Below are 18517 nucleotides of genomic sequence, written 5' to 3'. Positions count from 1 at the left end.
GGTCACTCCGGATACCGGGCCAGGGGGAGTTCGAAGTGCGGCCGGTCCTTCGTGCGTGCCCAGTCGCCACCCCAAACCAGTGGGATGCCGCGCTCGCGCGCGGCCTCTTTCATCGCCTCAGCCAGCCGTTCCCAGAGCCCACGCCGGCCGTCGTCGTCCCAGTCGATCTCGCCGTCGCGCCACGGCGCCAGGTCGACCGCGAAGCCACCGACGTGCCGGCTGTTGAGCGTCCACGTCACTTTGGCCTCGCGCGGCTGCGCGTACTCCGCCGACAGCTTGGCGGCCGCCATCTGCGCGACGGTGCGCCCCTTGCCGTAGAGCCGGGCCTGCTCGTCGCGCGTCCGATTGCCCTGCGTCACGACGAAATCGACAGTGGTGAGCTGGATTGCGCGCTCGACGACGCGACGCAGATCCGGATGCACGCCGGCCAAGCGCTCACGACTGCGCGCGGAAAGGGTGAAGGGCATCGGGGCTCCAGAAACGCGAAAGCCCCGCGATTGCTCGCAGGGCTAGGGGTTCAGAAACGAAAACGGCCCGCCGATGGCGAGCCGCTGGGATTGGATTCAACCCTGAGCCTGCGCTAGATCTCCCAATTACCCGTGGGGCGCAGACACTTGTCGATCACACATCACGGTTGGCGTTTGATACCCCGCCGGACGAGTCGGGTAAACCAATCCGGGGGAACCGTGTGACCGTTGGCTTGCCACATCCATTTCGCGGTGCCCCGCTACTCTGGCGCTGCAATCCTCATGCTTTTTCCATTGGTTTAGCGAGCCGCAGGGACAATTCTTGACGATGCGCGCTTTCTACGCCCTCGGGACGTCCCAAGTCAAGGGGCGAGCCTGGCGAGCATCCAGAGGCGCGCGCGGCTGAGCTCGTCCTTGAAGCGCTTGACCCCGACGCTGGAGCTCAGCGTTTCCGCGACTAGCTCGGCTTTCTCCGGCCGGGTCAGGTTCCGGACCTGGTACTGGACGCGCAGGCATTCGGCCGGCAGCGCGTCGTGCCTGCGCAGCGCCAGCCAAGCCGATTGCACGTGCTCGAGCTCGGCCGTGAAGGTCGGCGTATAGCGCGGCGGCGCGCTGTGGTACTGGCGGGTCTCGGTGAAGTGGACCGGGTCGCACGCCCAGGTTGGCGCGAGCGGTGCGATTCCATCGGCACCGGCCGCCGCGAACGCGTGCATGAGCGCGCGGCGGTCAAACCCACCGCGGCTCATCGACGACAGCCGGCGCGTCGCGTTCTCGCGTGTGCCAGGCGCGAACTGCAGGCCGCGCGCGGAAGGGCTATCGCCCGTCGGGCTGCGGTCCTCGTCCCACTCGGCGCCGCGGCGCTCGCCGTAGGCGCGGCCCCAGGCGAGCAGCTGCAGTTCGAGCTCGTCGGACGTCAAGCCGCGACCTCGCCGAACAGCCCCGGCGCGATCGCCGCCCGCTGCAGTGGTTCGATCGTGACCACGACGCGCGCGCCGTGCTCGTCGGGTTCGCACCGTTCGGCCTCGTCGCGCCGGATCCACTTGTCGTCCTCGAAGGCGATGCCCTTCAACGCGTCGTAGAGCACCTTTCGCGCGTTGTCCAGGTCGATGCAGCGGACGGTGTCGTCCCAGTGCAATGGATCCTTGCGCGCGCGCTTCGCCCAATCGGCCGGCCGCGCCGGGTACAGGCGGATCGAAACGGCCACGCGGCCGCGGATCACGTCGCCGATGCCCGCATGCCGCGCAATGAACGCGACCTCGCGCTTGTAGGCCGTCGCCTCTTTCGTCGGCGCCATCATCGTGCGGCCGGGAATGGTGATCGCCTTCCAGTACCGGTTGGCGCTCAGCGGGTACGGCAGAACGAGGGTGATGGAGCTCATCGCGGCAGCCTCAGCTGAGGCGCGGTCGGCGCGGCGGTGTACTGCCGTTGCGCGTGCAGCACCATCGCCACCGCGGTGCTGTTGGACACGCCGGCATAGGCCTGGATCTCGCGAGCGTTGCAGCCGGCGAGCAGCAGCGTCAGCACGTCATCGTCGGACAGGATTGGGCGCGGCTCGGTGGTCATACCAGGTCCCTCCGCGCGGCCGCGACCGGATTGAACGCCTCGCCCAGCAGGTCGCTCATGCGCTGCACGCGTCCTTCGCGGGTCGCCGGAATTCCGACCGGCTTCGGCGCGGCATCGTGCTCCAGCACGCCAGCGACCGGGCCGGGCAGCGCGCCGCCGTCGAGCACGTAGCGCGAAGCTGCTTCGAACGCGTCGCGGCGCATGCGCTCGGCGTCCTTCGCCGCTGCGTGCCGGTGCTGGTAGCCGTCGACGTGCTGCCAGACGAGCCGCGCGAACGCGCTGCGCTCGGCGTTGACCACGGTCAGCAACTCGCGGTTGACCTCGGCGAAGGTCGGGACGCCCAGGCACATCGCGCGGAACCGCGGCGCCGACGGCGGGAAATCGCCGGCCTCGCGCTTGCACGCGGCGATGCCGGCGTCCAGCTGCGCGCGGCTCAGCCCCTGGAGATCGTCCGACCAGGCCCGGCCGGCGATGCCGTCAGGCGAGTCGCCGAACTGCGAAACCCAGGTGTGCCCGTAGCGCGCGGCCATGTGCGCCCAGATGTACTCAGCCCGGGACATCGGAGAATTCGGCGTCGATCGCGTCGGCGTCGCCGGCGCGTCGCTGTACGGCACTTCGGACGTTCTCCGCGACGCGGTCGGCAGCGCTGAGTCGACGAGCTGGCTGATGTTGCGCATGGGTGCTCCCGTTCGGGTTCTGCTTGGCTTCGCGCAGCTGGCGCAGCGCGGCGGCGGTGAGGTAGGCGGGGGGCTTGTCGCGGTACTCGGGCATGGTCGACAGCTCGACGATCGCGCCGGCGGTGCCGCCCTCGGCCACGAACGGGCCGAGGTTCTTGTCGAGCCGGGTGACCTGGATTCCGGCGCGGCGCAGCTCGATGGCGCAGGCGACGACGGGGTCGAGCAGCGGCCGCGCGGGGTTCTCGTGCCCCTCGAGCTGGCCCCAGTGGTCGGCCGGCCGCTCGTCCGAGCCAGCCGCCGCAGGCGGGTCTCTGGTTAAACCCTCAGTACTTAAAAGATCCCTTCCCTTCCCTTCCCTTCCCTTGGATGCCGTTTCCCGGGGGACAGAGTCGGGACATACCCCCTCTGTCACTGGGGACACATCGCCGTTGTCCCCAGGGACAGCACTGGGGACAACGCCGGGACGCCACTGCTCCGAACCAGTCGCGTTGAAGTGCTCTTCCCACTGCTCGAAGGTCGGGTACACCGCGAGCGCGTCGCTGCGCTGCGCGGCCTTCTTGATCCGCGCGCACTCGGTGCGCCAACGCTGCTGCAGGCGCTGCGCCCAGGCCTCAAGCGCCTTCTCGGCCACGGTCGGGTGGTAGAAGCGGCCGTCGGCGCACAGCGTCCAGCCGTACAGCGCCTCGGCGCGGTGCTTGCGCCACTCCTTGATCGAGCGGCCGAATCCGGCGTACTGGGACAGCAATCGGTCGTCGTCCGGCAGCGACGCCGCCGGCAGTTGGTGCCAGGCCGCGCACCACAGCAGCACCGCGCAGCGGAACCCCTCGCCGCTTGACGTGGTCGCGAGCTCGCTGTCGCGCAGGCGCACGACGTCGAGCGGCATGTACGGGAAGTCGCGCAGGTCAACGTTCGCTGGGACCGGTGGTGTTTGCGCCGTCACGGTCGCTCCAAGGCGCGCTCCAGCTCGCGCGCATCCTCGTCGCGCTGCTGCCGGCGGTCTCGATCGTTCAGCGCGCGCCTGCGCGCCTCCAGGTGGACGGTGGCCAGCGCCGCGCGGTCGCGGTCTGCCGGCGTCAGCACGAATTCCAGCGGCGGGAGTTCGGCGCGGTTCATGCCGTCACCTCTTGCCCCTGCGGCTTCCACGCGCAGTCTTCCCAGCGCGCCGGCTGCATTCCTTCGGGGAGGATCGGCTCGAAAACGTCCGAGGCGTTCCTCTTGTCCTGCATCCACGCGAGACCGTCCGTAGGGTCGATTAGGTCGGTAACCCAGTAGTCGGCCTCTACGAACTGCTCCTGCCCAACGATCCGGCATTCGGAGCCGATGAAGCGCCTCGCGTCACGCTCGGCATTCTTGATCCGCACGCGTTGCCCAACGAAGAAGGCGGCCATCACGAAGCCCCCTTACCCGCGGCGTCCATCAGCCGATTCAGCCGCGCGACCACTTCCGGCAGCTCGGCCAGGGCCTGCCGCTGCCGCTGCTCGGCGCACGTGAGCCAGCGCGCGGCCATGTACAGCGCCGGCGTGGTGTCCTCGAAGTGCTGCATGTACCGCTCGATGATGGCGGTGTCGAGATTGCGGTCGCCGCTGAGCATCGCGCTCAAGTTCGACGGCTTCTCGTCGACCGCGGCGGCCACCCGGCCCAGCCCACGCTGGTACACGCACGACGCGAAGCACTCGCGCAGGTCGCGATACCGCTGGGCCAGGCCGGGCTCGAAGGAGAGAGCGAGCTGCTGCATGAGAACCCCTGATTCGATTCGTTATCAGCGCTTATCAGCGCCAGTGCGAAGAATTGGCCCGGCCCCGAATGGAACCGAGCCCGTGGAAATTTCAGGAAGAGCGGAGGCCGCGCCGGTGACGGCGTTGGTCTGGAAGGACGGAAACCCGTACGCCGTGACGCGGCATGCGGACGGTGTCGAAGTGCGGCCGCTGACGGCGTGCGCGCTGGTGCTGACCGAAGGTCACGTCGCCCGGGTGCTCGTCTTTCCCTGGGCAAGCCGGCGCGAGGAGCGCTGAGTGCGCGCCCGTCGTGGAACGGCGCCGGCCGCCGGCATAGGCTTGGAGGTGCGACCCACCCTCACCTACACCGGAGACCGGCATGACCGACGAAATCCCTTTGAGCCCCGTAGCGGGCTGGGACCTCAGCAGCATTCCCGCGATGGGCGCAGTGATGCTCACGCTGCATTACCTCGTGAGCTTGATGGAAACCCCTGGGCAAGCTCATCGATCGCCCAACTACGTGTTTCACACAGCTCAGCTTCGCGAACTGGGAGAAGCCATGATCCGGGCGGCAGACAAGGCGGAAGCTGTTGGGATGTCGTCTCCCCCAGGTCCGAAGAACTGACCAAGAGCGCGCCCCGCTCCTCGCGGGACGGCGCCAGCAGCCAATCGCGGATGCGGGTCCGGAGGCTCATGTCAGGCAGCGGCCTCAGCGCTGCTGGCGTGCGAGACCGTGGGAGTCGGCCCGAACACGTCCGGCCGCAGTTCAAACCGAGTGATTCCGGTCAGCTCTTCGATGCGGAGAGCCAGCCGCGCAGGCACAGGGCGATGCCCCTTCACCCACTGGCTGACGGCCTGAGGGGAGATGTTGAGCTCCCGGGCGAGCGCGGCCTGGCCGCCCTCGATCTTCTGGACCGCATGAGTGATGGCGTTCATGGCCCGAACTAAAGCATCGCTTGAGTTTGTGGTCAAGCGTCGCTTGCTTCCGTCCGACCAGCGGTCGGAGGATCATCAAGCGATGCTTGAAAATTCCGTCCTAGCTCGCCGCATTCAAGAAGCCATCGAAGGGAGCGCGCACTCTCAGGCGTCGATCGCGGCCGCGTTTGGCGTCACCGAGCAAGCCGTGTCGAGTTGGATTCGCACTGGCAAGTTCGACAAGCGCAAGGCGCCTAAGCTGGCTCAACTGACTGGCCGTCCCGTCGAGTTCTTCCTGCAAGAGCAGTACCCGGAATCTGCGTCTCACCCACCGTCGCAACCAGGGCGACCAGACCCTGCAACCCTCCGGTCAGCGATGCGGCTACTGTCGTTTGTGTCACGGATGCAGGGTGTTCAACTTGGCATTTCGGATGAGAACGCTGACGCGCTGCTTATGGCCTACGACCTCGTGTCGCTGAAGCCCTCCGATTACGATCTGGAGGATGCATCAATGCGGATGGGCGAATGGCTTCGAGCCCGGGGGCGCGATGGAGATTTGGACCGACGGGATGCTGTGGGCGCTGGCGGAAAAGGTTCACGCCAGAGCTGAAGTTCTTCGCGTCCGCGCCGCGCCGGCGCCAGTACAGGCCGAACTGCCACTTGGGCCAGGCGGCAATGTCGTGACGCTGAAGCTGCGTCCCAGAAAGCCCCTCTCCACGGCAGATTCGCTGGCGAGCAGCATCACCTCGAAGCCCCCCTCCTCCTGATATCGCGTCCAACTGCAGCCCTGCGCAGATTGACCGTTCGTCGGCTTAACTCAAGCGTCGCTTGATATATAACTCAAGCGATGCTTTAGTTGCCCCAAGGCCACCACACGGCCGCCACGGGGCAAGCAGATGGAAACCGACCGCAGCACGGACCAGACCGAGACCGCCGGCGCGCCGGCTGATTCGACGAATGAGCGTCATGCCAGCCTGACCATCTTCGCCGCTGACTACAGGGCGGATGTCTACGCGACGGCCCTGAATAGCGCCTGGCAGGTCAAGCTGAGCGTGGGCCAGTACAGCAGTGGTCAGTTCAGCTGGTACATGACGACGGCGCAGGCGCGCGACCTCGCCGCGGCGCTGGTTGCATCGGCCGACCACTACGACGCCGAGGGCGCGCGCCTCGCGCAGGCCGGTGCGCTGTGAGCGCGCTCCGCCAGGCCCAGCGGCAGTACGACGCCGAGGGCGACATCCAGGGTGAGCGCCACGACCGATACAGCGAGGCGGTGTCGAAGCGCGTGTCGGAGCTGGAGAAGTGCCCGGATGCGATCGAGCGGGCCATCAACGAAGTCGACTGCGACCACAACGAAGAGCTGATGCCTCTCAGGGTGAAGGCGTTCATGACCGGCCGCCAAGCCGATCGACACGCCCTACAGGCCCGCGAGGATGAACTCATCAATGCCGTCCTCCTCCGCTTCGCCAAGCGCGACGTCGGCGACGAGACCGGCTACCGGAAGGTCCGCACCGCCGAGGCCATCGGCGACCTGTTCCAGCGCGGCCGTGCGCGGGTGGCTCTGTGAGCGCCGGGGCCGTGGATGTCAGGGCTGTGCTTGAGCGCCGTGCGGCTGAGTGCAGAACCGAAGTGGTTATGGCCGAGAAGGTCACGGAACGGCCGCACATCGCGCAAGGCTGGCGAGAGTCCGAGGACGAAACCCGAGCCGCCGTCACCGCTTTTGATGAGCTGGTCCAAGCCGCGGCAGCGGTCGAAAGGTTCGCAACTCGTCATGACGGCGACGACCGCATGTTCGACCGCCTTCACGCCGCCCTCGCTGCCGTGGAGGCCCGCCGCCATGTCTGAGCCCATCACCCTGACCGACTACGTAGTGCGAGATCGCTTCGGCGAGGAATGGTCTCGCTACCTCTACCCCTCAATGGCCGATGCCGTCTGCACGCGGTGCAACGCTGATCCGGCTTTGTACTCGCGCACCCCGTTCGCCTGGAAGTCGGAGGAACCACGCCATGTCTGAGCCCACTGTGGATGTGCTGGCGGCCGCAAAGGACAGCATCGTCGTCGCCAACGCGCTACGCGATCCGAGCTATTGCCCGTACTGCATGCGCTGCTCTGGCTTCGACCGGATGCGGAAAGTCGGGCTGCTGCACTGGCGGCACCATTGCGGCGCGGAGCATGACGAAGCGGAAGCACGCGCCGCCCTCGCCCGCGTCGGGGGTGCGAAGTGAGCCGCAACCGCTCCGAAGCCTCTCGCGCGAGGCAGCGCCGCGCGCTGATCCGGGATGCCATTGCAGTGATCGACGTCATTCCCGAATCCCGCATGGCTGCGCTCGGTGCGCCGTCGGGCCTGGACGCCGCCGCCGCTCGCGCCGACTACCGCCGCTTCGCCACCGAGCGCCCGCGTGACGTACTCACCACATTTTCCCGCGAAGCCAGTGCCTATTGGCGCGGCCGCGTCTGACCAAGGACTGACCATGACCACGAACACGCTCTCCTTCCGCGGCGACGCCGCCCTCAAGGCCGAGCACGTCGCCCAGGCCGAACACCACGCCGCAGCCGACATGCTGATGTCGGGAACCTACGGTGAGGGCAGCGGCGCGAACTTCCGCGGCTGCTCGGTCGGCTGCTTCGCGCACGAGATCAACCCGGACGAGTACGGCAACTGGCACGAGACTGTCGCCGAGGCCCGCGGACTCCCGGAATGGCTGATCCGCCTGCAAGACTCGATCTTCGAAGGGCTCGGCCAGGACGAGCGCGCGCAGTTCCATGTCGAACTGGCGAAACGCATCCCGGTCGGCGTGGATCTGGAACCGGTCAAGCACCGGATCGCTGTCGCTCGTATCGACCGTGCGCTCGCAACCCAGCGCGTCGCCCTGGAGGCCAAACATCCGCACGGCGTGCATGAGGCCGTCGAACAGACCATCGCCGCTCTGGAGGTCGGCCGACGCGCACACGAGGCCGCTGCGGGCGGTCAATCCTGCGACCTGTGGTCGGCGCGGTCGGCGGCGGAGTCGGCGGCGCGGTCGGCGGCGTGGTCGGCGGAGTCGGCGGCGTGGTCGGCGGAGTCGGCGGAGTCGGCGGAGTCGGCGGCGTCGGCGGCGTGGTCGGCGGCGCGGTCGGCGGCGCGGTCGGCGGCGTGGTCGGCGGAGTCGGCGGCGTGGTCGGCGGAGTCGGCGGCGTGGTCGGCGGCGTCGGCGGCGTGGTCGGCGGCGCGGTCGGCGGCGCGGTCGGCGGCGTGGATCGCCGAGCGCGATGCTCTGTTCGCCGCGCTGGATCAGGTCGGGGTCTGACGGCCATGACCGCCCAAATCGAACCGAACCCGCGCGCGGGCCGCGAGTTGTCGATGCCGATGACGTGGCGCGACTACGTCGCTTACGCCTGTTCCTGGCTGCTGATGGCGGGCTGCGCGCTGGCGCTGTTCTTGCCGCATCCGTACGTGGTCTTCGGCCTGGTCCTGTTCGGATCGCTGGTGCTGCTCGTCGCGTTCGTCCTGAGCAAGATTCGCGATCCGGGAGCGCATCTGTGAGCGGCGCCGGCGTCACCAAGGAGCAGCTGCGGATGCTCAACGCAATCTGCGGCGACTTGGCGCGCCAGATCAACTGGCACGGGTGCCGGTTGGACAAGGACGACTGGCGGCATCTGCTCAGCGGCACCGCTGCAGGCTGGCGCGCGGTACCGACGATCAACCAGGGAGACGGCCAGTTCGGCATCGTCCTCCTCGGCAGCAGCAGCCTGAAGCTGACCAAGCAGCAGGCGCAAGGCGCGATTACTCAGGGCCTCGTCATCGGCGATGACCCGTCTTCCCAAGGCCTCAAGGCGCAGCCCGTTCGCTGGTCGGACGCGGTGCTGCTTGGCCTCGGGCACAACCCCAACGACTTCAGAGACGTGGCATGAACAACCAAGTTGTCCAATTCCAGCCGGCTGTCGAGAACTACGGTTCGCGATCGCTGACCGCGGCCGATGTCCGCGCGCAGGTCAATCTCGTGCAGGACGTAATGCGCGAGGTCATGATCGAAGGCACGCACTACGGCAAGATCCCCGGCACCAACGGCAAGAGCCTGTGGAAGGCTGGCGCCGAGAAGCTGATGGCGACCTTCCGGCTTGCTGGCGATCCCGAGGTCGAGTCGCTGGGAAGCGATGGCGAAGTGCATTACCGCGTTAAGGTTCGCCTGAGCACTGCCAGCGGTCAGTTCGTCGGCGCCGGCATCGGCGAGTGCAGCAGCCAGGAGGACAAGTACGCCTGGCGCGCTTCCGTTAACGAGAAGGAGTTCAACGCGACGCCTGAGAACCGCCGGCGCATCAAGTACACCCGCGACGGCGAGAAGAAGCAGGTTCGCACCAACCCAGCAGACGTAAGCAACACCATCCTGAAGATGGCGAAGAAGCGCGCCCAGGTCGACGCAGTCATCACCTGCACCGCGGCCTCCGACATCTTCACTCAGGACATCGAGGACTTGCCGGAAGAGGTTGTGGCCGAGCTGGTGGGCCAGCAGGTCAAGCCGTCCAAGCACGCCAGCGCGCCGCCGGCAGACACACCCGAGCGCAAGGAAGCGTTGGCTGAGGCTGAAGCCGAAGCGAAGAAGGGTGCTGCGGCGTTCAACACCATGTGGAAGGGCTGGACTCGCGAACGCCGACTTCTGGTGACGGATCAGATGGGCCGACTCAAGGACCTGGCAGATGTTGCCGACGCCCGCGCGCAAGACGAAGCGGAGGGCGAGTGATGGATCAGCGCACCTCCGAATGGTTCGCGGCCCGCTGCGGCAAGCTGACTGGTTCGTCCTTTGCCGATGTGATGAACCTCATCAAGGGCGGCACCGCTGGTGCTAACCGCCGCGCCCTGGTGACGCGTCTGGCGATCGAACGGCTCACGGGCAGCAACGTCGAGACCTTCCAGAACGATGCCATGCGTCGTGGCATCGAACTCGAGCCCGAAGCGCGGGCTGCCTATGAGGCCCAGACCGGCGAGCTTGTAGAAGAAGTCGGGTTCATCCAGCACACCAGCCTGGACTACGTCGGAGTCTCTCCTGACGGCATGGTCGGCGATGACGGAATGGTCGAGCTGAAGTGCCCGGCCAACATGGCGAAGCACCTCGACGCTCTCCGATCCAACGATCATGCATCCGAGTACCGGTGGCAACTCCAGGGACAGCTGTGGGTCGCGAAACGCCAATGGGTCGACGCCACCAGCTATGACCCGCGGTTCCCCGACCATCTGAAGCTCGCCATCTGTCGCGTTGCCCGCGACGAGAAGGCGATACGAGAACTGGCCGATGAGTGCGCTCGGGCCAACGACGAAATCAACCAAGTCCTCCACGACCTGAAGCAGAAGGAAGCCGCCTAATGGGCAACCCGATCAAGCGTTACGACATTTGCGCCGGCCGCCCGTATGGCGACGACAAGAAGCACTGGATCAACGTCGGCCGGCTGACCGAGTGGGACGACGGTGGCCTGTCCATCGAGCTGCACGCGGTTCCGACCGGAAGTTGGTTCGATGGCCGCCTCAGCTGCTTCGAACAGGAGGCGCGCGAGCAAGGTCAGAGCCGTGGTCAGCGCCAGGCGCCGCAGCGCGAGCAGCGTAGACAGCAGCCGCGCTCCGAGCCGGCCGACGATTTCGGCGACGACAACCCCTTCTAAGCATCGGCGGCTGGCGCCAAGGACCCCCTCCCCCGCCTTGGCGCCGGCCGCCACCCTATCGAGAAACGAAGCATGTCGCCGACTGAAGCAGTCAAGCAGATGTTCGACCGTCTGGAGTCCTACCTGATGGCTGCGGCAGTGCGTGGCGACGAAGACGAGAAGAACCGAATGGCGCTGCTGGTGATCGACTTGGCGGACATCGTCAAGGCCATCGACCCAGCGAGGCCGCCCGAGACCGAGGAGAACGAGCGTGTTTGTCACTGAAGAGATGGTTCAGAAGGCGCTGCATGCATTCACCACGTTTCAGCCAGTCTACTCGGACGATGCTGAGGCAATGATGCGCGCAGCCCTCACCGCAGCCCTGGGCCGGGAGGGCGGCGGGAATGGCTGACCTCTACGACAACGATCACCCGCTGGACGCGATGCAGCGAGCCATCTCGATGCTGCTGTGCCTCGGCCATCGCAACCTCGCAGATCGCCTGCACGTCGCACGGCTGCGGGTCGAGAAGCTGGCCGATGCGGCAGCCGCCGGCGCGGAAGCGACCGGCGACTACGCCGTGACGCCTGGGCTTTCGTTCGGCCCACAGCGCGCAGCGGTGCTGCGCGACGCGCTCAAGCCGTTTCAAGACGAAGGAGTCGTTCCCAAGCCCTATGTACTCGGAAAGGATATCTAGCCATGACTGAGCGCCCCTCGGATCGCGCAACTGTGCAGGAAGGCACGCCCGAATTTCTCGACCGGATCGCTGCTGAGCTGGTGCAGCGAGATCCTGGCCTGCACTCAAACCAAATCGCTGCATCGCTCCGCGGCAGGGCAATCATCTTGCGCCACGTGGAGAAGGAGAACCGTCATGAACGACCGCTCTAAGTTGCATCACTTCTGGTGGCGCGCCCGACTGGTCCGCTACCTCATCCGCTACAACTACTACGGCCGATTGGACCTGCGCAAAGCTTGGGTAGCCAGCGGCGGCGAGGCTTGGACCGACTACTACGACTCGGAAACGCATCCGCACGACGCGGTGATCGAGGACCTGAGCTATGCGTGACCTGAGGGCACTTGTCGCGAACGACTCTCATGCTGCGACGTTCCAGTCGCTCGGCCAGTACCGAACCGCGTTGCTGCGCGAGATCGACGCCTCAGCGCCGGCGGGCGCGCAGCCGATGGCGTCGGTGTGTCTCGTCACTAACCGGAACCTGCCGCACTTCGCTGCAGCCGAAATCCAGTTGTACGGCGGTTACGAGCCGAAAGTCGGAGACCGTCTCCATCTTGCGCCCCAGGACACGGCGCGGGACCGCGAGGATGCGGAGAGGTATCGGTGGCTGCGGGACGAGTTCGACCCGTCAGTAGACGACGAAATTCTGTGGCTCAGCGGCGATAGCTTCGACGCCGCAATCGACGCTGCTCGGGGCGCGGGTGGGGGTGGGGAGTGAACCTTGCCGAGTGGCTGAAGTCCGGTCGCTATCTCCCGCCGATCCTGCGCGACTTCCACGATCAGAAGGCGGTGTTCAGGACCATGCACGAACTGGTCGGCGATGATGGCGGAGGCTTCCAGCGGCCCAGCTGGATAGACGGCCAGGTCTATGTGATAGACGTATTTTTGTGGTTCATGGCAAAGCGGGGCTACACGTTGCAGCGGTCTCGCCAACGCGTCGAGTTCTTCGACCTAGACGCAGATTTGCGAGACGCTGAACGGCGCCGAGATAAGGCATTCGCAGATGCGCTCGTGCAGAGCCGCATGAACACCAACGAGGAGAGGGGCGATGGGGGCTGAGCGGCTACTCACGCGCGCCGAGGTCGAGGAGCGCACCGGCTACAAGCACTCGACCATCTACGATCGCATCGCCGCCGGCACGTTCCCAGCGCCGCGGCGCGAGGTCGAGACTGGCACCGTTCGCTGGCTGGAGTCGGAGGTGCAGGCCTGGATCGACGACTGGATCGCCAAATCGGAGGTGGCGGGTAGGATGGTGGGTAGCCGCGCACAGAAGCTGAAAAAAACTTCCGAATCAGCGCGTTAGGGCTTGACTTGGCGGAGAGAGTGGGATTCGAACCCACGGAAGGTTTGACCCTTCGGCGGTTTTCAAGACCGCTGCCTTAAACCACTCGGCCATCTCTCCGTAAACGGATCATCGTCGGATTGCGGGACGGCGCAGCCGCCCGATCCGACCGCCGCTCGTTGCGGCGACGCGCCCGGCCTTGCGCCGGGCGCGGCATTGTCTCACGCCTGGGCCGGTACGCCAGCGCCCTTGTCGGCCTTCTTCGCGCCCTTGCCGTCGCGCCCGGAGATGCTGTCGGGGCACGGGCCGCCCTTGATGTCGCTGCATTGCAGGCGCGCGGATTCGACCAGCGACGGCGCTTTTTCGGCGAGGAAGTCGATGAACACCCGCACCGCCGGCAGCAGGCCGCGGCGCGAGGCGAACACGGCGTGGAAGATGCCCTGCGGCAGGCGCCAGTTCGGCAGCACCACTTCCAGTTCGCCGCGGCGCACGGCTTCGGCGCAGACGGTTTCCGGCAGCAGGGTGATGCCCACGCCCTGCTCGGCCAGCGCCATCAGCATCGGGAAATCGAAACCCATCACTCGCGGCTTGAGCTCGACCTTGCGCACTTCGCCGTCGGGGCCGTGCAGTTCCCAGCGCTGGCGCGCGTCGTCTTCGCTGATGCTCAGGGTGACGTGCTCGGCCAGTTCGTCCGGATTGGTCGGGCGGCCCATGCGGTTGAGGTACTTCGGGCTGGCCACCAGCAGTTCTTGGATCTGGCCGAAGCTGCGCATCACCAGGCTGCCGTCGTCGTCGAGCTTGGAGCGCACGCGCAGGGCCACGTCCACGCCTTCGTTGATGATGTCGACGCGGCGGTTGCTGACGTGCAACTGCACCCGCACCTGCGGGTATTTGGCCAGGAATTCGGGCAGCAGTTTGGGAATCTGCTGCTGGGCCAGGCCGACCGGCACGCTGACCCGGATCACCCCGCGCGGCTCGGCGCTGAGGCGGTCGACCACTTCGCGCGCGGCCTGGGCCTCGGCCAGCATCGACTGGGCGTGGCGATACACGCTGTTGCCCACTTCGGTGACCGCGAAGCGGCGGGTGGAACGCTGCAGCAGGCGCACGCCCAGGTCGGTTTCCAGCTGGCTGATGCGCCGGCTCAGGCGCGACTTGGGAATGCCCAGCGCGCGCTCGGCGGCGGCGAAGCCGGCGTGGTCCACGACCATCGCGAAGTAGTACAGGTCATTCAGATCGTGCATGACGATAGTTCCAAAATTAGAACAGCGAGTGATATTGGACCAACTTTATCCCATTGCCGCAACGATCCAGACTTTGCCTCAACGCGGCAACGCCCGCATCCCAACGACCCGGCGAGGTCCCGACATGAAGCTTCTGCACATCGATTCAAGCGCCTTGAGCGCAAATTCCGTGACTCGCGAACTCACCGCCGCGGTGGCGGCGCGCTGGCAGGACGATCTGCCGGGCCTGCGCGTGGAGCACCTGGATCTGGACGCCGACCCGATCCCCCATCTTACCGGCCGTTCCCTGGCAAAGGACGATCCGGCCGAAACCGAGCGATCCGAGCGCATCCTGCAACAATTCCTGCAAGCCGATGTGATCGTGATTGGCGCGCCGATGTACAACTTCGGCATTCCTTCGACGCTGAAAGCGTGGATCGACCGGGTCGCGATCGCCGGCAAGACGTTCCGCTATACCGCCGACGGCCCGGAAGGCCTGGCCAAGGGCAAGAAGGCGATCGTCGCCAGCGGCCGCGGCGGCCTGCACAGCGGCCAGCCGAGCGACTTCCAGGAGACTTATCTGCGTCACGTGCTGGGCTTCATCGGCGTGACCGATGTGGAATTCGTACGTGCCGAGGGCGTGTCGTATTCGCCGCAGCACCGTGCCGACGCGCTCGCAGCGGCGCATGCCTCGATCCCGCGGCCGCAGCGTCTGGCGGCCTGAACCTGGCGGTTCGAATCCGCAGCGCGCCGGCGCGGCCGGCGGCTTGCGCACAGTCTTCCGGCGCTTCCTCCCCCACGCCGGCATGGGCCGGGTCCCGGCGGGCCCGGCTTTTTTATTCGGCCGTCTTCGGCGCGGGCGTCGGCGGCGCGGCCCCCGGCTGCGCCTGCAACACCCAACGCCGGCCCAGCCAGAACCCGCACAGCGTCGCCGCGATGAAAGCCACCGGCAACGACAGCAGGATCAGGAAAAAGAGCGCATCGTCGAGTTCGCCGCCGGCCGCGGCGATCGCGCCCCAGACCACAGCGATCGATGCGGCGCCGATCAAGAGGCCGGCGCCGACGCCCAGCAGCGCGCGCCCGAACAGACGCCCGTTCGCCAGCGGTTCGGCCCGGCGGCGATTGGCCGGGCCGAGCGCGGCGTACTGCACCGCCGCCCACAGCGCCAGCGCGAGCAGGATCTTGGCGGCGACGACGAACACAAAGAAGAACGATTCCATGCGACGACCCTCCGTGGTTGCCCGCAGCGCGGGCGGCGGCCGCGCCCGCTCAGTCCGGCTGCGCCGCGCCCGGCTCGTGAGGAGCGGGCGCGCTCAGGCCGGACGCACTCAGGCCAAGACCTCGATCCCGCCCATGTAGCGCCGCAGCGCCTCGGGCACGGCGATCGAACCATCGGCGTTCTGGTAGTTCTCCATCACCGCGATCATCGCTCGGCCGATGGCCACGCCGGAGCCGTTGAGGGTGTGCACCGGCTCGGGCTTGCCGGTGGCCGGATTGCGCCAGCGCGCCTGCATGCGCCGGGCCTGGAACGCCTCGCAGTTGGAGCACGAGGAGATCTCGCGGTAGCGGTTCTCGCTCGGCAGCCACACTTCCAGGTCGTAGGTCTTGGCCGCGGCGAAGCCCATGTCGCCGCTGCACAGCAGCATGCGCCGGTACGGCAGGCCGAGCGCTTCGAGCACCACCTCGGCGCAGCGGGTCATGCGCTCGTGCTCGGCGTAGCTCTCTTCCGGACGGGCGATGGTCACCAGCTCGACCTTCTCGAACTGGTGCTGGCGGATCATGCCGCGGGTGTCGCGGCCGGCGCTGCCGGCCTCGGCGCGGAAGCACATCGAGTGCGCGGTCATGCGCAGCGGCAGCGTGTCGGCCTCGACGATCTCGTCGCGCACCACGTTGGTCAGCGGCACTTCCGAGGTCGGGATCAGATAGCGCTTGCTCGCCGCCTCGCCCTCGCCGACCACGGTCGCGAACAGGTCGTCTTCGAACTTCGGCAACTGGCCGGTGCCGCGCATCGAGTCGGCGTTGACCAGCAGCGGCACGCTGGTTTCCTGGTACTCGTGCTGCTCCACGTGCAGGTCCAGCATGAACTGGGCCAGCGCGCGGTGCAGCCGGGCCAGGCCGCCGCGCAGCACGGTGAAGCGCGCGCCGGACAGCTTGGCCGCGGTTTCCGCGTCCAGCCAGCCGTGGCGGGCGCCGAGCTCGACGTGGTCCTTGACCGCGAAATCGAATTCGCGCGGGTTGCCCCAGCGATGCTGCTCGACGTTGGCGCTTTCGTCCGGGCCCAGCGGCACCGCGTCGTTGGGCAGGTTGGGAATGCTCAGCGCCAGGGCCTCGATCTCGGCCTTGATCTGGTCCAGGCGGATCTCGCCGCGCTTTTGCTCGTCGCCGGAGGCCGACACCTGCGCCATCAGCTCGGCGGTGTCCTCGCCCTTGCTCTTGCGCTTGCCGATCTCGGCCGACAGCTTGTTGCGCTGGGCCTGCAGTTCCTGGGTACGCACCTGCACCATCTTGCGCTCGCTCTCCAGCGAGACCAGCGCGGTCGCGTCCAGGGCGTAGCCACGGGTGTTGTGGAGGCGGGCGGCGACTTCAGCGGGCTGCTGGCGCAGCAGGTTCGGATCGAGCATGGGTGCCGGTATGGGGATGCGTGGCGGGAAGAACCGCAGATTATCGCGTCGCGCGGGCTTTTTCGCGAATCGCCGCGTCCGCGCGCGCGGCGGCGGCCGGCGCGGCGCGGCATTTCGTTGCAGAATGCACGCCATCCCCCGGATCGGATCTGCGAGCCTGCCGCCCTATGTCGACGCCCTCCCCCGCACCGCGCCGTTCCTTCGACCTCGCCGCCTGGGTTCCGTCGGGCAAGGCCTGGCTGTGGGTCGTGGGCGCTTTCGCGATCGGGTTGGCGCTGTTCGCCTGGGTCTGGCAGAGCAACCGCAACCGCAGCGACGGTTTCTACCGCGCCGACGGCACCCCGCCGACCAGCGAGCAGCCGTTCTACGCGCCGCTGCCGGCCCCGGCGCCCGCCGACGGCAGCGTCGGTCCCGCGCCGGCGCCGCAGCAGGTGCCCGAATCGGCGCCGGCGGCGCAGGACGAGCGCCCGCAACTGGTCGAAAACCCCAACCCGCCGGCGCCGCCGCAGTCGCTGCCGAGCGCGCCGACGGCCGCCGCGCCGGCCGCGCCCACCGGCGCCCACGTCGGCGCCGCGCCGCTGGCCAGCAACCGCGCGCCGCAGTATCCGGCCGCCTCGCTGCGCCGCGGCGAAGGCGGCACGGTGCGGCTGCAGGTGCAGATCACCGAACAGGGCGATGTCGCCGAGGCCGAAGTGGTCCAGGGCAGCGGCTCGCGCGCGCTCGACCGCGCCGCGCTCAGCGCCGTGCGCGGCTGGCGCTTCCAGCCCGCCACCCGCAGCGGCCGCCCGGTCGCCGATACGGTGCTGGTGCCGATTACGTTCAATCCCAATCAGTGAGGCAGGAGTTGGCGCACAGGCGCTATCTGCCAGCCTTTTGAATCGGTCCTGAACCGAATCGACGCGACGTTCACCCACGGGTAACGCCCGCGCTTCGAAGCTCGGCCTCCGCGAACCATCCCCCGGGTTCGCCGAAAGGAGGTCGGCATGAGCACTGCATCACATTCCATCGATTCCCAGACGCCGCAACCCGACGCGGCGCAGACCGCGACCGGCGAATCGGCAGGCCGCACCGGCCTGTGGCTGCTGCTGATCCTGCTCGGGTCGGCGTTCCTGGGCTGGTATCTCTACGGCAAGCGTCCGGCACCGCCGGCGCCCACGCCGATGGCGCCGGTAATGGCGCTGCCGCCGATCGAGCGCACGCCGGCGACCGGTACGGACGCCGACAAGGCCCTCGCCACACCGAACAAGAACGTGGCCAAGGCCGCCAGCGACAAGAAGGCCGCGGCCAAGCCGCGCGCCACCGACGCGCTGGCGCTGGGCCGCAACCCGCCGCCGCGCTATCCGGTCGCGGCGCTGCGCCGCGGCGAAGGCGGCACCGTGGTGCTTCGGGTCAATGTCGGCGCCGACGGCCGCGCCGACGATGTCGCCGTGGCCCGCCGCAGCGGTTCGCGCGAACTCGACCGCGCCGCGATGGTCGCGGTGCGCGACTGGCGCTTCAAGCCGGCTACGCGCAATGGGCGCGAGGTGGCGTCGGTGGTCGAACAGCCGGTGGAATTCCGGCCGATGCAGTAATAGCTTCGGGCGATCCGAACGCAGAGCGTCGGGACTGAAGTCCCTCCCACACGAGCGGTTCGCGTTTGCTGTTGTGGGAGGGCCTTCAGGCCCGATGCTTTTGTCACAGGTCGCGGCGACCCGGCCGAAAAGCATCGGGCCTGAAGGC

General features: G+C 67.7%; 37 protein-coding genes, 1 tRNA gene and 1 pseudogene. 25 read left to right on the top strand and 14 right to left on the bottom strand.

Features of this window, described 5'->3' with window-relative positions; genetic code table 11:
* Nucleotides 1–2 precede the first annotated feature (2 nt).
* From BLU84_RS09165 to BLU84_RS09130, 9 genes are all read right to left on the bottom strand, one after another.
* A complete protein-coding gene (locus BLU84_RS09165; protein WP_074865514.1) occupies nt 3–467 on the bottom strand; it encodes a M15 family metallopeptidase in 465 nt (154 codons plus the stop codon).
* A 362-nt stretch (nt 468–829) separates the two neighbouring features.
* Nucleotides 830–1384 (bottom strand): hypothetical protein, encoded by a 555-nt coding sequence (locus BLU84_RS09160; protein WP_074865511.1) that lies wholly within the window; start codon nt 1382–1384, stop codon nt 830–832.
* Complete coding sequence (locus tag BLU84_RS09155) at nt 1381–1845, bottom strand: RusA family crossover junction endodeoxyribonuclease (protein ID WP_074865508.1); 465 nt, start codon at nt 1843–1845, stop codon at nt 1381–1383. Before BLU84_RS09155 ends, BLU84_RS09160 begins: the two co-directional genes overlap by 4 nt.
* Nucleotides 1842–2030 carry a hypothetical protein gene (locus BLU84_RS09150; RefSeq protein ID WP_074865505.1) on the bottom strand — a complete coding sequence of 63 codons (189 nt, stop codon included), beginning with the start codon at nt 2028–2030 and terminating at the stop codon, nt 1842–1844. Before BLU84_RS09150 ends, BLU84_RS09155 begins: the two co-directional genes overlap by 4 nt.
* Complete coding sequence (locus BLU84_RS09145; protein WP_139174854.1) at nt 2027–2590, bottom strand: hypothetical protein; 564 nt, start codon at nt 2588–2590, stop codon at nt 2027–2029. The genes BLU84_RS09150 and BLU84_RS09145 overlap by 4 nt, the downstream gene beginning before the upstream one ends.
* Entirely contained in the window at nt 2577–3590 is a 1014-nt protein-coding gene (locus BLU84_RS09140; RefSeq protein ID WP_074865500.1) for a DUF1376 domain-containing protein, read from the bottom strand. The genes BLU84_RS09145 and BLU84_RS09140 overlap by 14 nt, the downstream gene beginning before the upstream one ends.
* Before the next feature lie 53 nt (nt 3591–3643).
* Nucleotides 3644–3820 carry a hypothetical protein gene (locus tag BLU84_RS27125; protein ID WP_170849129.1) on the bottom strand — a complete coding sequence of 59 codons (177 nt, stop codon included), beginning with the start codon at nt 3818–3820 and terminating at the stop codon, nt 3644–3646.
* Nucleotides 3817–4095 carry a hypothetical protein gene (locus tag BLU84_RS09135; protein ID WP_074865496.1) on the bottom strand — a complete coding sequence of 93 codons (279 nt, stop codon included), beginning with the start codon at nt 4093–4095 and terminating at the stop codon, nt 3817–3819. Before BLU84_RS09135 ends, BLU84_RS27125 begins: the two co-directional genes overlap by 4 nt.
* Nucleotides 4095–4442 (bottom strand): hypothetical protein, encoded by a 348-nt coding sequence (locus BLU84_RS09130; RefSeq protein WP_074865493.1) that lies wholly within the window; start codon nt 4440–4442, stop codon nt 4095–4097. The genes BLU84_RS09135 and BLU84_RS09130 overlap by 1 nt, the downstream gene beginning before the upstream one ends.
* A gap of 82 nt (nt 4443–4524) precedes the next feature.
* Here BLU84_RS09130 and BLU84_RS26315 point away from each other — a divergent pair, with 82 nt between their 5' ends.
* Nucleotides 4525–4719, top strand: coding sequence for a hypothetical protein (locus BLU84_RS26315; RefSeq protein WP_139174852.1), 195 nt, complete (start codon nt 4525–4527; stop codon nt 4717–4719).
* Between the two features lie 82 nt (nt 4720–4801).
* Nucleotides 4802–5047 (top strand): hypothetical protein, encoded by a 246-nt coding sequence (locus tag BLU84_RS09125; protein ID WP_074865490.1) that lies wholly within the window; start codon nt 4802–4804, stop codon nt 5045–5047.
* A gap of 71 nt (nt 5048–5118) precedes the next feature.
* Here BLU84_RS09125 and BLU84_RS09120 read toward each other — a convergent pair whose 3' ends face one another.
* On the bottom strand, nt 5119–5358 hold the full coding sequence (locus BLU84_RS09120) for a transcriptional regulator (protein WP_074865487.1): 240 nt from the start codon (nt 5356–5358) through the stop codon (nt 5119–5121).
* On the opposite strand from BLU84_RS09120, the gene BLU84_RS26310 reads away from it, so the two are divergent.
* From BLU84_RS26310 to BLU84_RS09040, 19 genes are all read left to right on the top strand, one after another.
* Nucleotides 5348–5947, top strand: a complete 600-nt coding sequence (locus BLU84_RS26310; RefSeq protein WP_139174850.1) for a helix-turn-helix domain-containing protein — start codon at nt 5348–5350, stop codon at nt 5945–5947. The two genes, BLU84_RS09120 and BLU84_RS26310, sit on opposite strands and share 11 nt — an antisense overlap.
* A gap of 286 nt (nt 5948–6233) precedes the next feature.
* Nucleotides 6234–6527, top strand: a complete 294-nt coding sequence (locus tag BLU84_RS09115; RefSeq protein ID WP_074865484.1) for a hypothetical protein — start codon at nt 6234–6236, stop codon at nt 6525–6527.
* Nucleotides 6524–6901: a hypothetical protein gene (locus BLU84_RS09110; protein ID WP_074865481.1), complete on the top strand. Its 378-nt coding sequence runs from the start codon at nt 6524–6526 to the stop codon at nt 6899–6901. Before BLU84_RS09115 ends, BLU84_RS09110 begins: the two co-directional genes overlap by 4 nt.
* 68 nt (nt 6902–6969) lie before the next feature.
* Nucleotides 6970–7179, top strand: a complete 210-nt coding sequence (locus BLU84_RS09105) for a hypothetical protein (RefSeq protein WP_139174848.1) — start codon at nt 6970–6972, stop codon at nt 7177–7179.
* A 161-nt stretch (nt 7180–7340) separates the two neighbouring features.
* Nucleotides 7341–7559 (top strand): hypothetical protein, encoded by a 219-nt coding sequence (locus tag BLU84_RS09100; RefSeq protein ID WP_074865475.1) that lies wholly within the window; start codon nt 7341–7343, stop codon nt 7557–7559.
* A complete protein-coding gene (locus tag BLU84_RS26305) occupies nt 7556–7792 on the top strand; it encodes a hypothetical protein (RefSeq protein ID WP_139174846.1) in 237 nt (78 codons plus the stop codon). The genes BLU84_RS09100 and BLU84_RS26305 overlap by 4 nt, the downstream gene beginning before the upstream one ends.
* A gap of 13 nt (nt 7793–7805) precedes the next feature.
* Nucleotides 7806–8621, top strand: coding sequence for a hypothetical protein (locus BLU84_RS27120; protein WP_170849128.1), 816 nt, complete (start codon nt 7806–7808; stop codon nt 8619–8621).
* 5 nt (nt 8622–8626) lie between these two features.
* Nucleotides 8627–8857: a hypothetical protein gene (locus BLU84_RS27115; protein WP_074865473.1), complete on the top strand. Its 231-nt coding sequence runs from the start codon at nt 8627–8629 to the stop codon at nt 8855–8857.
* Complete coding sequence (locus tag BLU84_RS27110) at nt 8854–9225, top strand: recombination protein NinB (protein ID WP_074865470.1); 372 nt, start codon at nt 8854–8856, stop codon at nt 9223–9225. Before BLU84_RS27115 ends, BLU84_RS27110 begins: the two co-directional genes overlap by 4 nt.
* Nucleotides 9222–10052, top strand: coding sequence for a hypothetical protein (locus tag BLU84_RS09080; RefSeq protein WP_074865467.1), 831 nt, complete (start codon nt 9222–9224; stop codon nt 10050–10052). Before BLU84_RS27110 ends, BLU84_RS09080 begins: the two co-directional genes overlap by 4 nt.
* Nucleotides 10052–10672, top strand: a complete 621-nt coding sequence (locus tag BLU84_RS09075) for a lambda exonuclease family protein (protein WP_083382453.1) — start codon at nt 10052–10054, stop codon at nt 10670–10672. The genes BLU84_RS09080 and BLU84_RS09075 overlap by 1 nt, the downstream gene beginning before the upstream one ends.
* Nucleotides 10672–10965 (top strand): hypothetical protein, encoded by a 294-nt coding sequence (locus BLU84_RS09070; protein WP_074865461.1) that lies wholly within the window; start codon nt 10672–10674, stop codon nt 10963–10965. Before BLU84_RS09075 ends, BLU84_RS09070 begins: the two co-directional genes overlap by 1 nt.
* Before the next feature lie 72 nt (nt 10966–11037).
* On the top strand, nt 11038–11229 hold the full coding sequence (locus tag BLU84_RS09065; RefSeq protein WP_074865459.1) for a hypothetical protein: 192 nt from the start codon (nt 11038–11040) through the stop codon (nt 11227–11229).
* A gap of 119 nt (nt 11230–11348) precedes the next feature.
* Nucleotides 11349–11639, top strand: coding sequence for a hypothetical protein (locus tag BLU84_RS09060; RefSeq protein ID WP_074865456.1), 291 nt, complete (start codon nt 11349–11351; stop codon nt 11637–11639).
* A 2-nt stretch (nt 11640–11641) separates the two neighbouring features.
* Nucleotides 11642–11830, top strand: a complete 189-nt coding sequence (locus BLU84_RS26300; RefSeq protein WP_139174844.1) for a hypothetical protein — start codon at nt 11642–11644, stop codon at nt 11828–11830.
* Nucleotides 11814–12008 carry a hypothetical protein gene (locus BLU84_RS09055; RefSeq protein WP_074865453.1) on the top strand — a complete coding sequence of 65 codons (195 nt, stop codon included), beginning with the start codon at nt 11814–11816 and terminating at the stop codon, nt 12006–12008. The genes BLU84_RS26300 and BLU84_RS09055 overlap by 17 nt, the downstream gene beginning before the upstream one ends.
* Nucleotides 12001–12393: a hypothetical protein gene (locus BLU84_RS09050; RefSeq protein ID WP_074865450.1), complete on the top strand. Its 393-nt coding sequence runs from the start codon at nt 12001–12003 to the stop codon at nt 12391–12393. The genes BLU84_RS09055 and BLU84_RS09050 overlap by 8 nt, the downstream gene beginning before the upstream one ends.
* Entirely contained in the window at nt 12390–12734 is a 345-nt protein-coding gene (locus BLU84_RS09045; protein WP_074865448.1) for a hypothetical protein, read from the top strand. The genes BLU84_RS09050 and BLU84_RS09045 overlap by 4 nt, the downstream gene beginning before the upstream one ends.
* Nucleotides 12724–12978, top strand: a complete 255-nt coding sequence (locus tag BLU84_RS09040) for a helix-turn-helix transcriptional regulator (protein ID WP_074865445.1) — start codon at nt 12724–12726, stop codon at nt 12976–12978. The genes BLU84_RS09045 and BLU84_RS09040 overlap by 11 nt, the downstream gene beginning before the upstream one ends.
* A 9-nt stretch (nt 12979–12987) precedes the next feature.
* Here the strand turns inward: BLU84_RS09040 and BLU84_RS09035 are convergent.
* Together BLU84_RS09035 and BLU84_RS09030 are read right to left on the bottom strand one after the other, a co-directional pair.
* Nucleotides 12988–13077, bottom strand: a tRNA-Ser gene (locus BLU84_RS09035).
* 101 nt (nt 13078–13178) lie between these two features.
* A complete protein-coding gene (locus BLU84_RS09030) occupies nt 13179–14198 on the bottom strand; it encodes a LysR family transcriptional regulator (protein ID WP_074865442.1) in 1020 nt (339 codons plus the stop codon).
* Between the two features lie 124 nt (nt 14199–14322).
* Here BLU84_RS09030 and BLU84_RS09025 point away from each other — a divergent pair, with 124 nt between their 5' ends.
* Nucleotides 14323–14901 (top strand): FMN-dependent NADH-azoreductase, encoded by a 579-nt coding sequence (locus BLU84_RS09025; RefSeq protein ID WP_074865440.1) that lies wholly within the window; start codon nt 14323–14325, stop codon nt 14899–14901.
* A 112-nt stretch (nt 14902–15013) separates the two neighbouring features.
* Here the strand turns inward: BLU84_RS09025 and BLU84_RS09020 are convergent, their stop codons facing one another.
* Both BLU84_RS09020 and serS read right to left on the bottom strand, forming a co-directional pair.
* Complete coding sequence (locus BLU84_RS09020; protein ID WP_074865437.1) at nt 15014–15397, bottom strand: hypothetical protein; 384 nt, start codon at nt 15395–15397, stop codon at nt 15014–15016.
* 108 nt (nt 15398–15505) lie between these two features.
* Entirely contained in the window at nt 15506–16798 is a 1293-nt protein-coding gene (serS, locus tag BLU84_RS09015; protein ID WP_074865434.1) for a serine--tRNA ligase, read from the bottom strand.
* 167 nt (nt 16799–16965) lie between these two features.
* Between serS and BLU84_RS09010 the strand changes: the two genes are divergently transcribed.
* From BLU84_RS09010 to BLU84_RS29015, 3 genes and pseudogenes are all read left to right on the top strand, one after another.
* Nucleotides 16966–17634: an energy transducer TonB gene (locus tag BLU84_RS09010; protein WP_083382452.1), complete on the top strand. Its 669-nt coding sequence runs from the start codon at nt 16966–16968 to the stop codon at nt 17632–17634.
* A 147-nt stretch (nt 17635–17781) separates the two neighbouring features.
* Nucleotides 17782–18369 (top strand): energy transducer TonB, encoded by a 588-nt coding sequence (locus tag BLU84_RS09005; RefSeq protein ID WP_074865432.1) that lies wholly within the window; start codon nt 17782–17784, stop codon nt 18367–18369.
* Nucleotides 18311–18517: pseudogene (locus BLU84_RS29015) on the top strand (DUF6053 domain-containing protein); the annotation flags it as partial. The gene BLU84_RS09005 and the pseudogene BLU84_RS29015, both read left to right, overlap by 59 nt.

Source organism: Lysobacter enzymogenes, from assembly GCF_900106525.1.
Lineage (GTDB): Bacteria > Pseudomonadota > Gammaproteobacteria > Xanthomonadales > Xanthomonadaceae > Lysobacter > Lysobacter enzymogenes.
The sequence above is the reverse complement of the archived record's forward strand: the minus strand, read 5'-3'. Positions and strand labels throughout refer to the sequence as shown.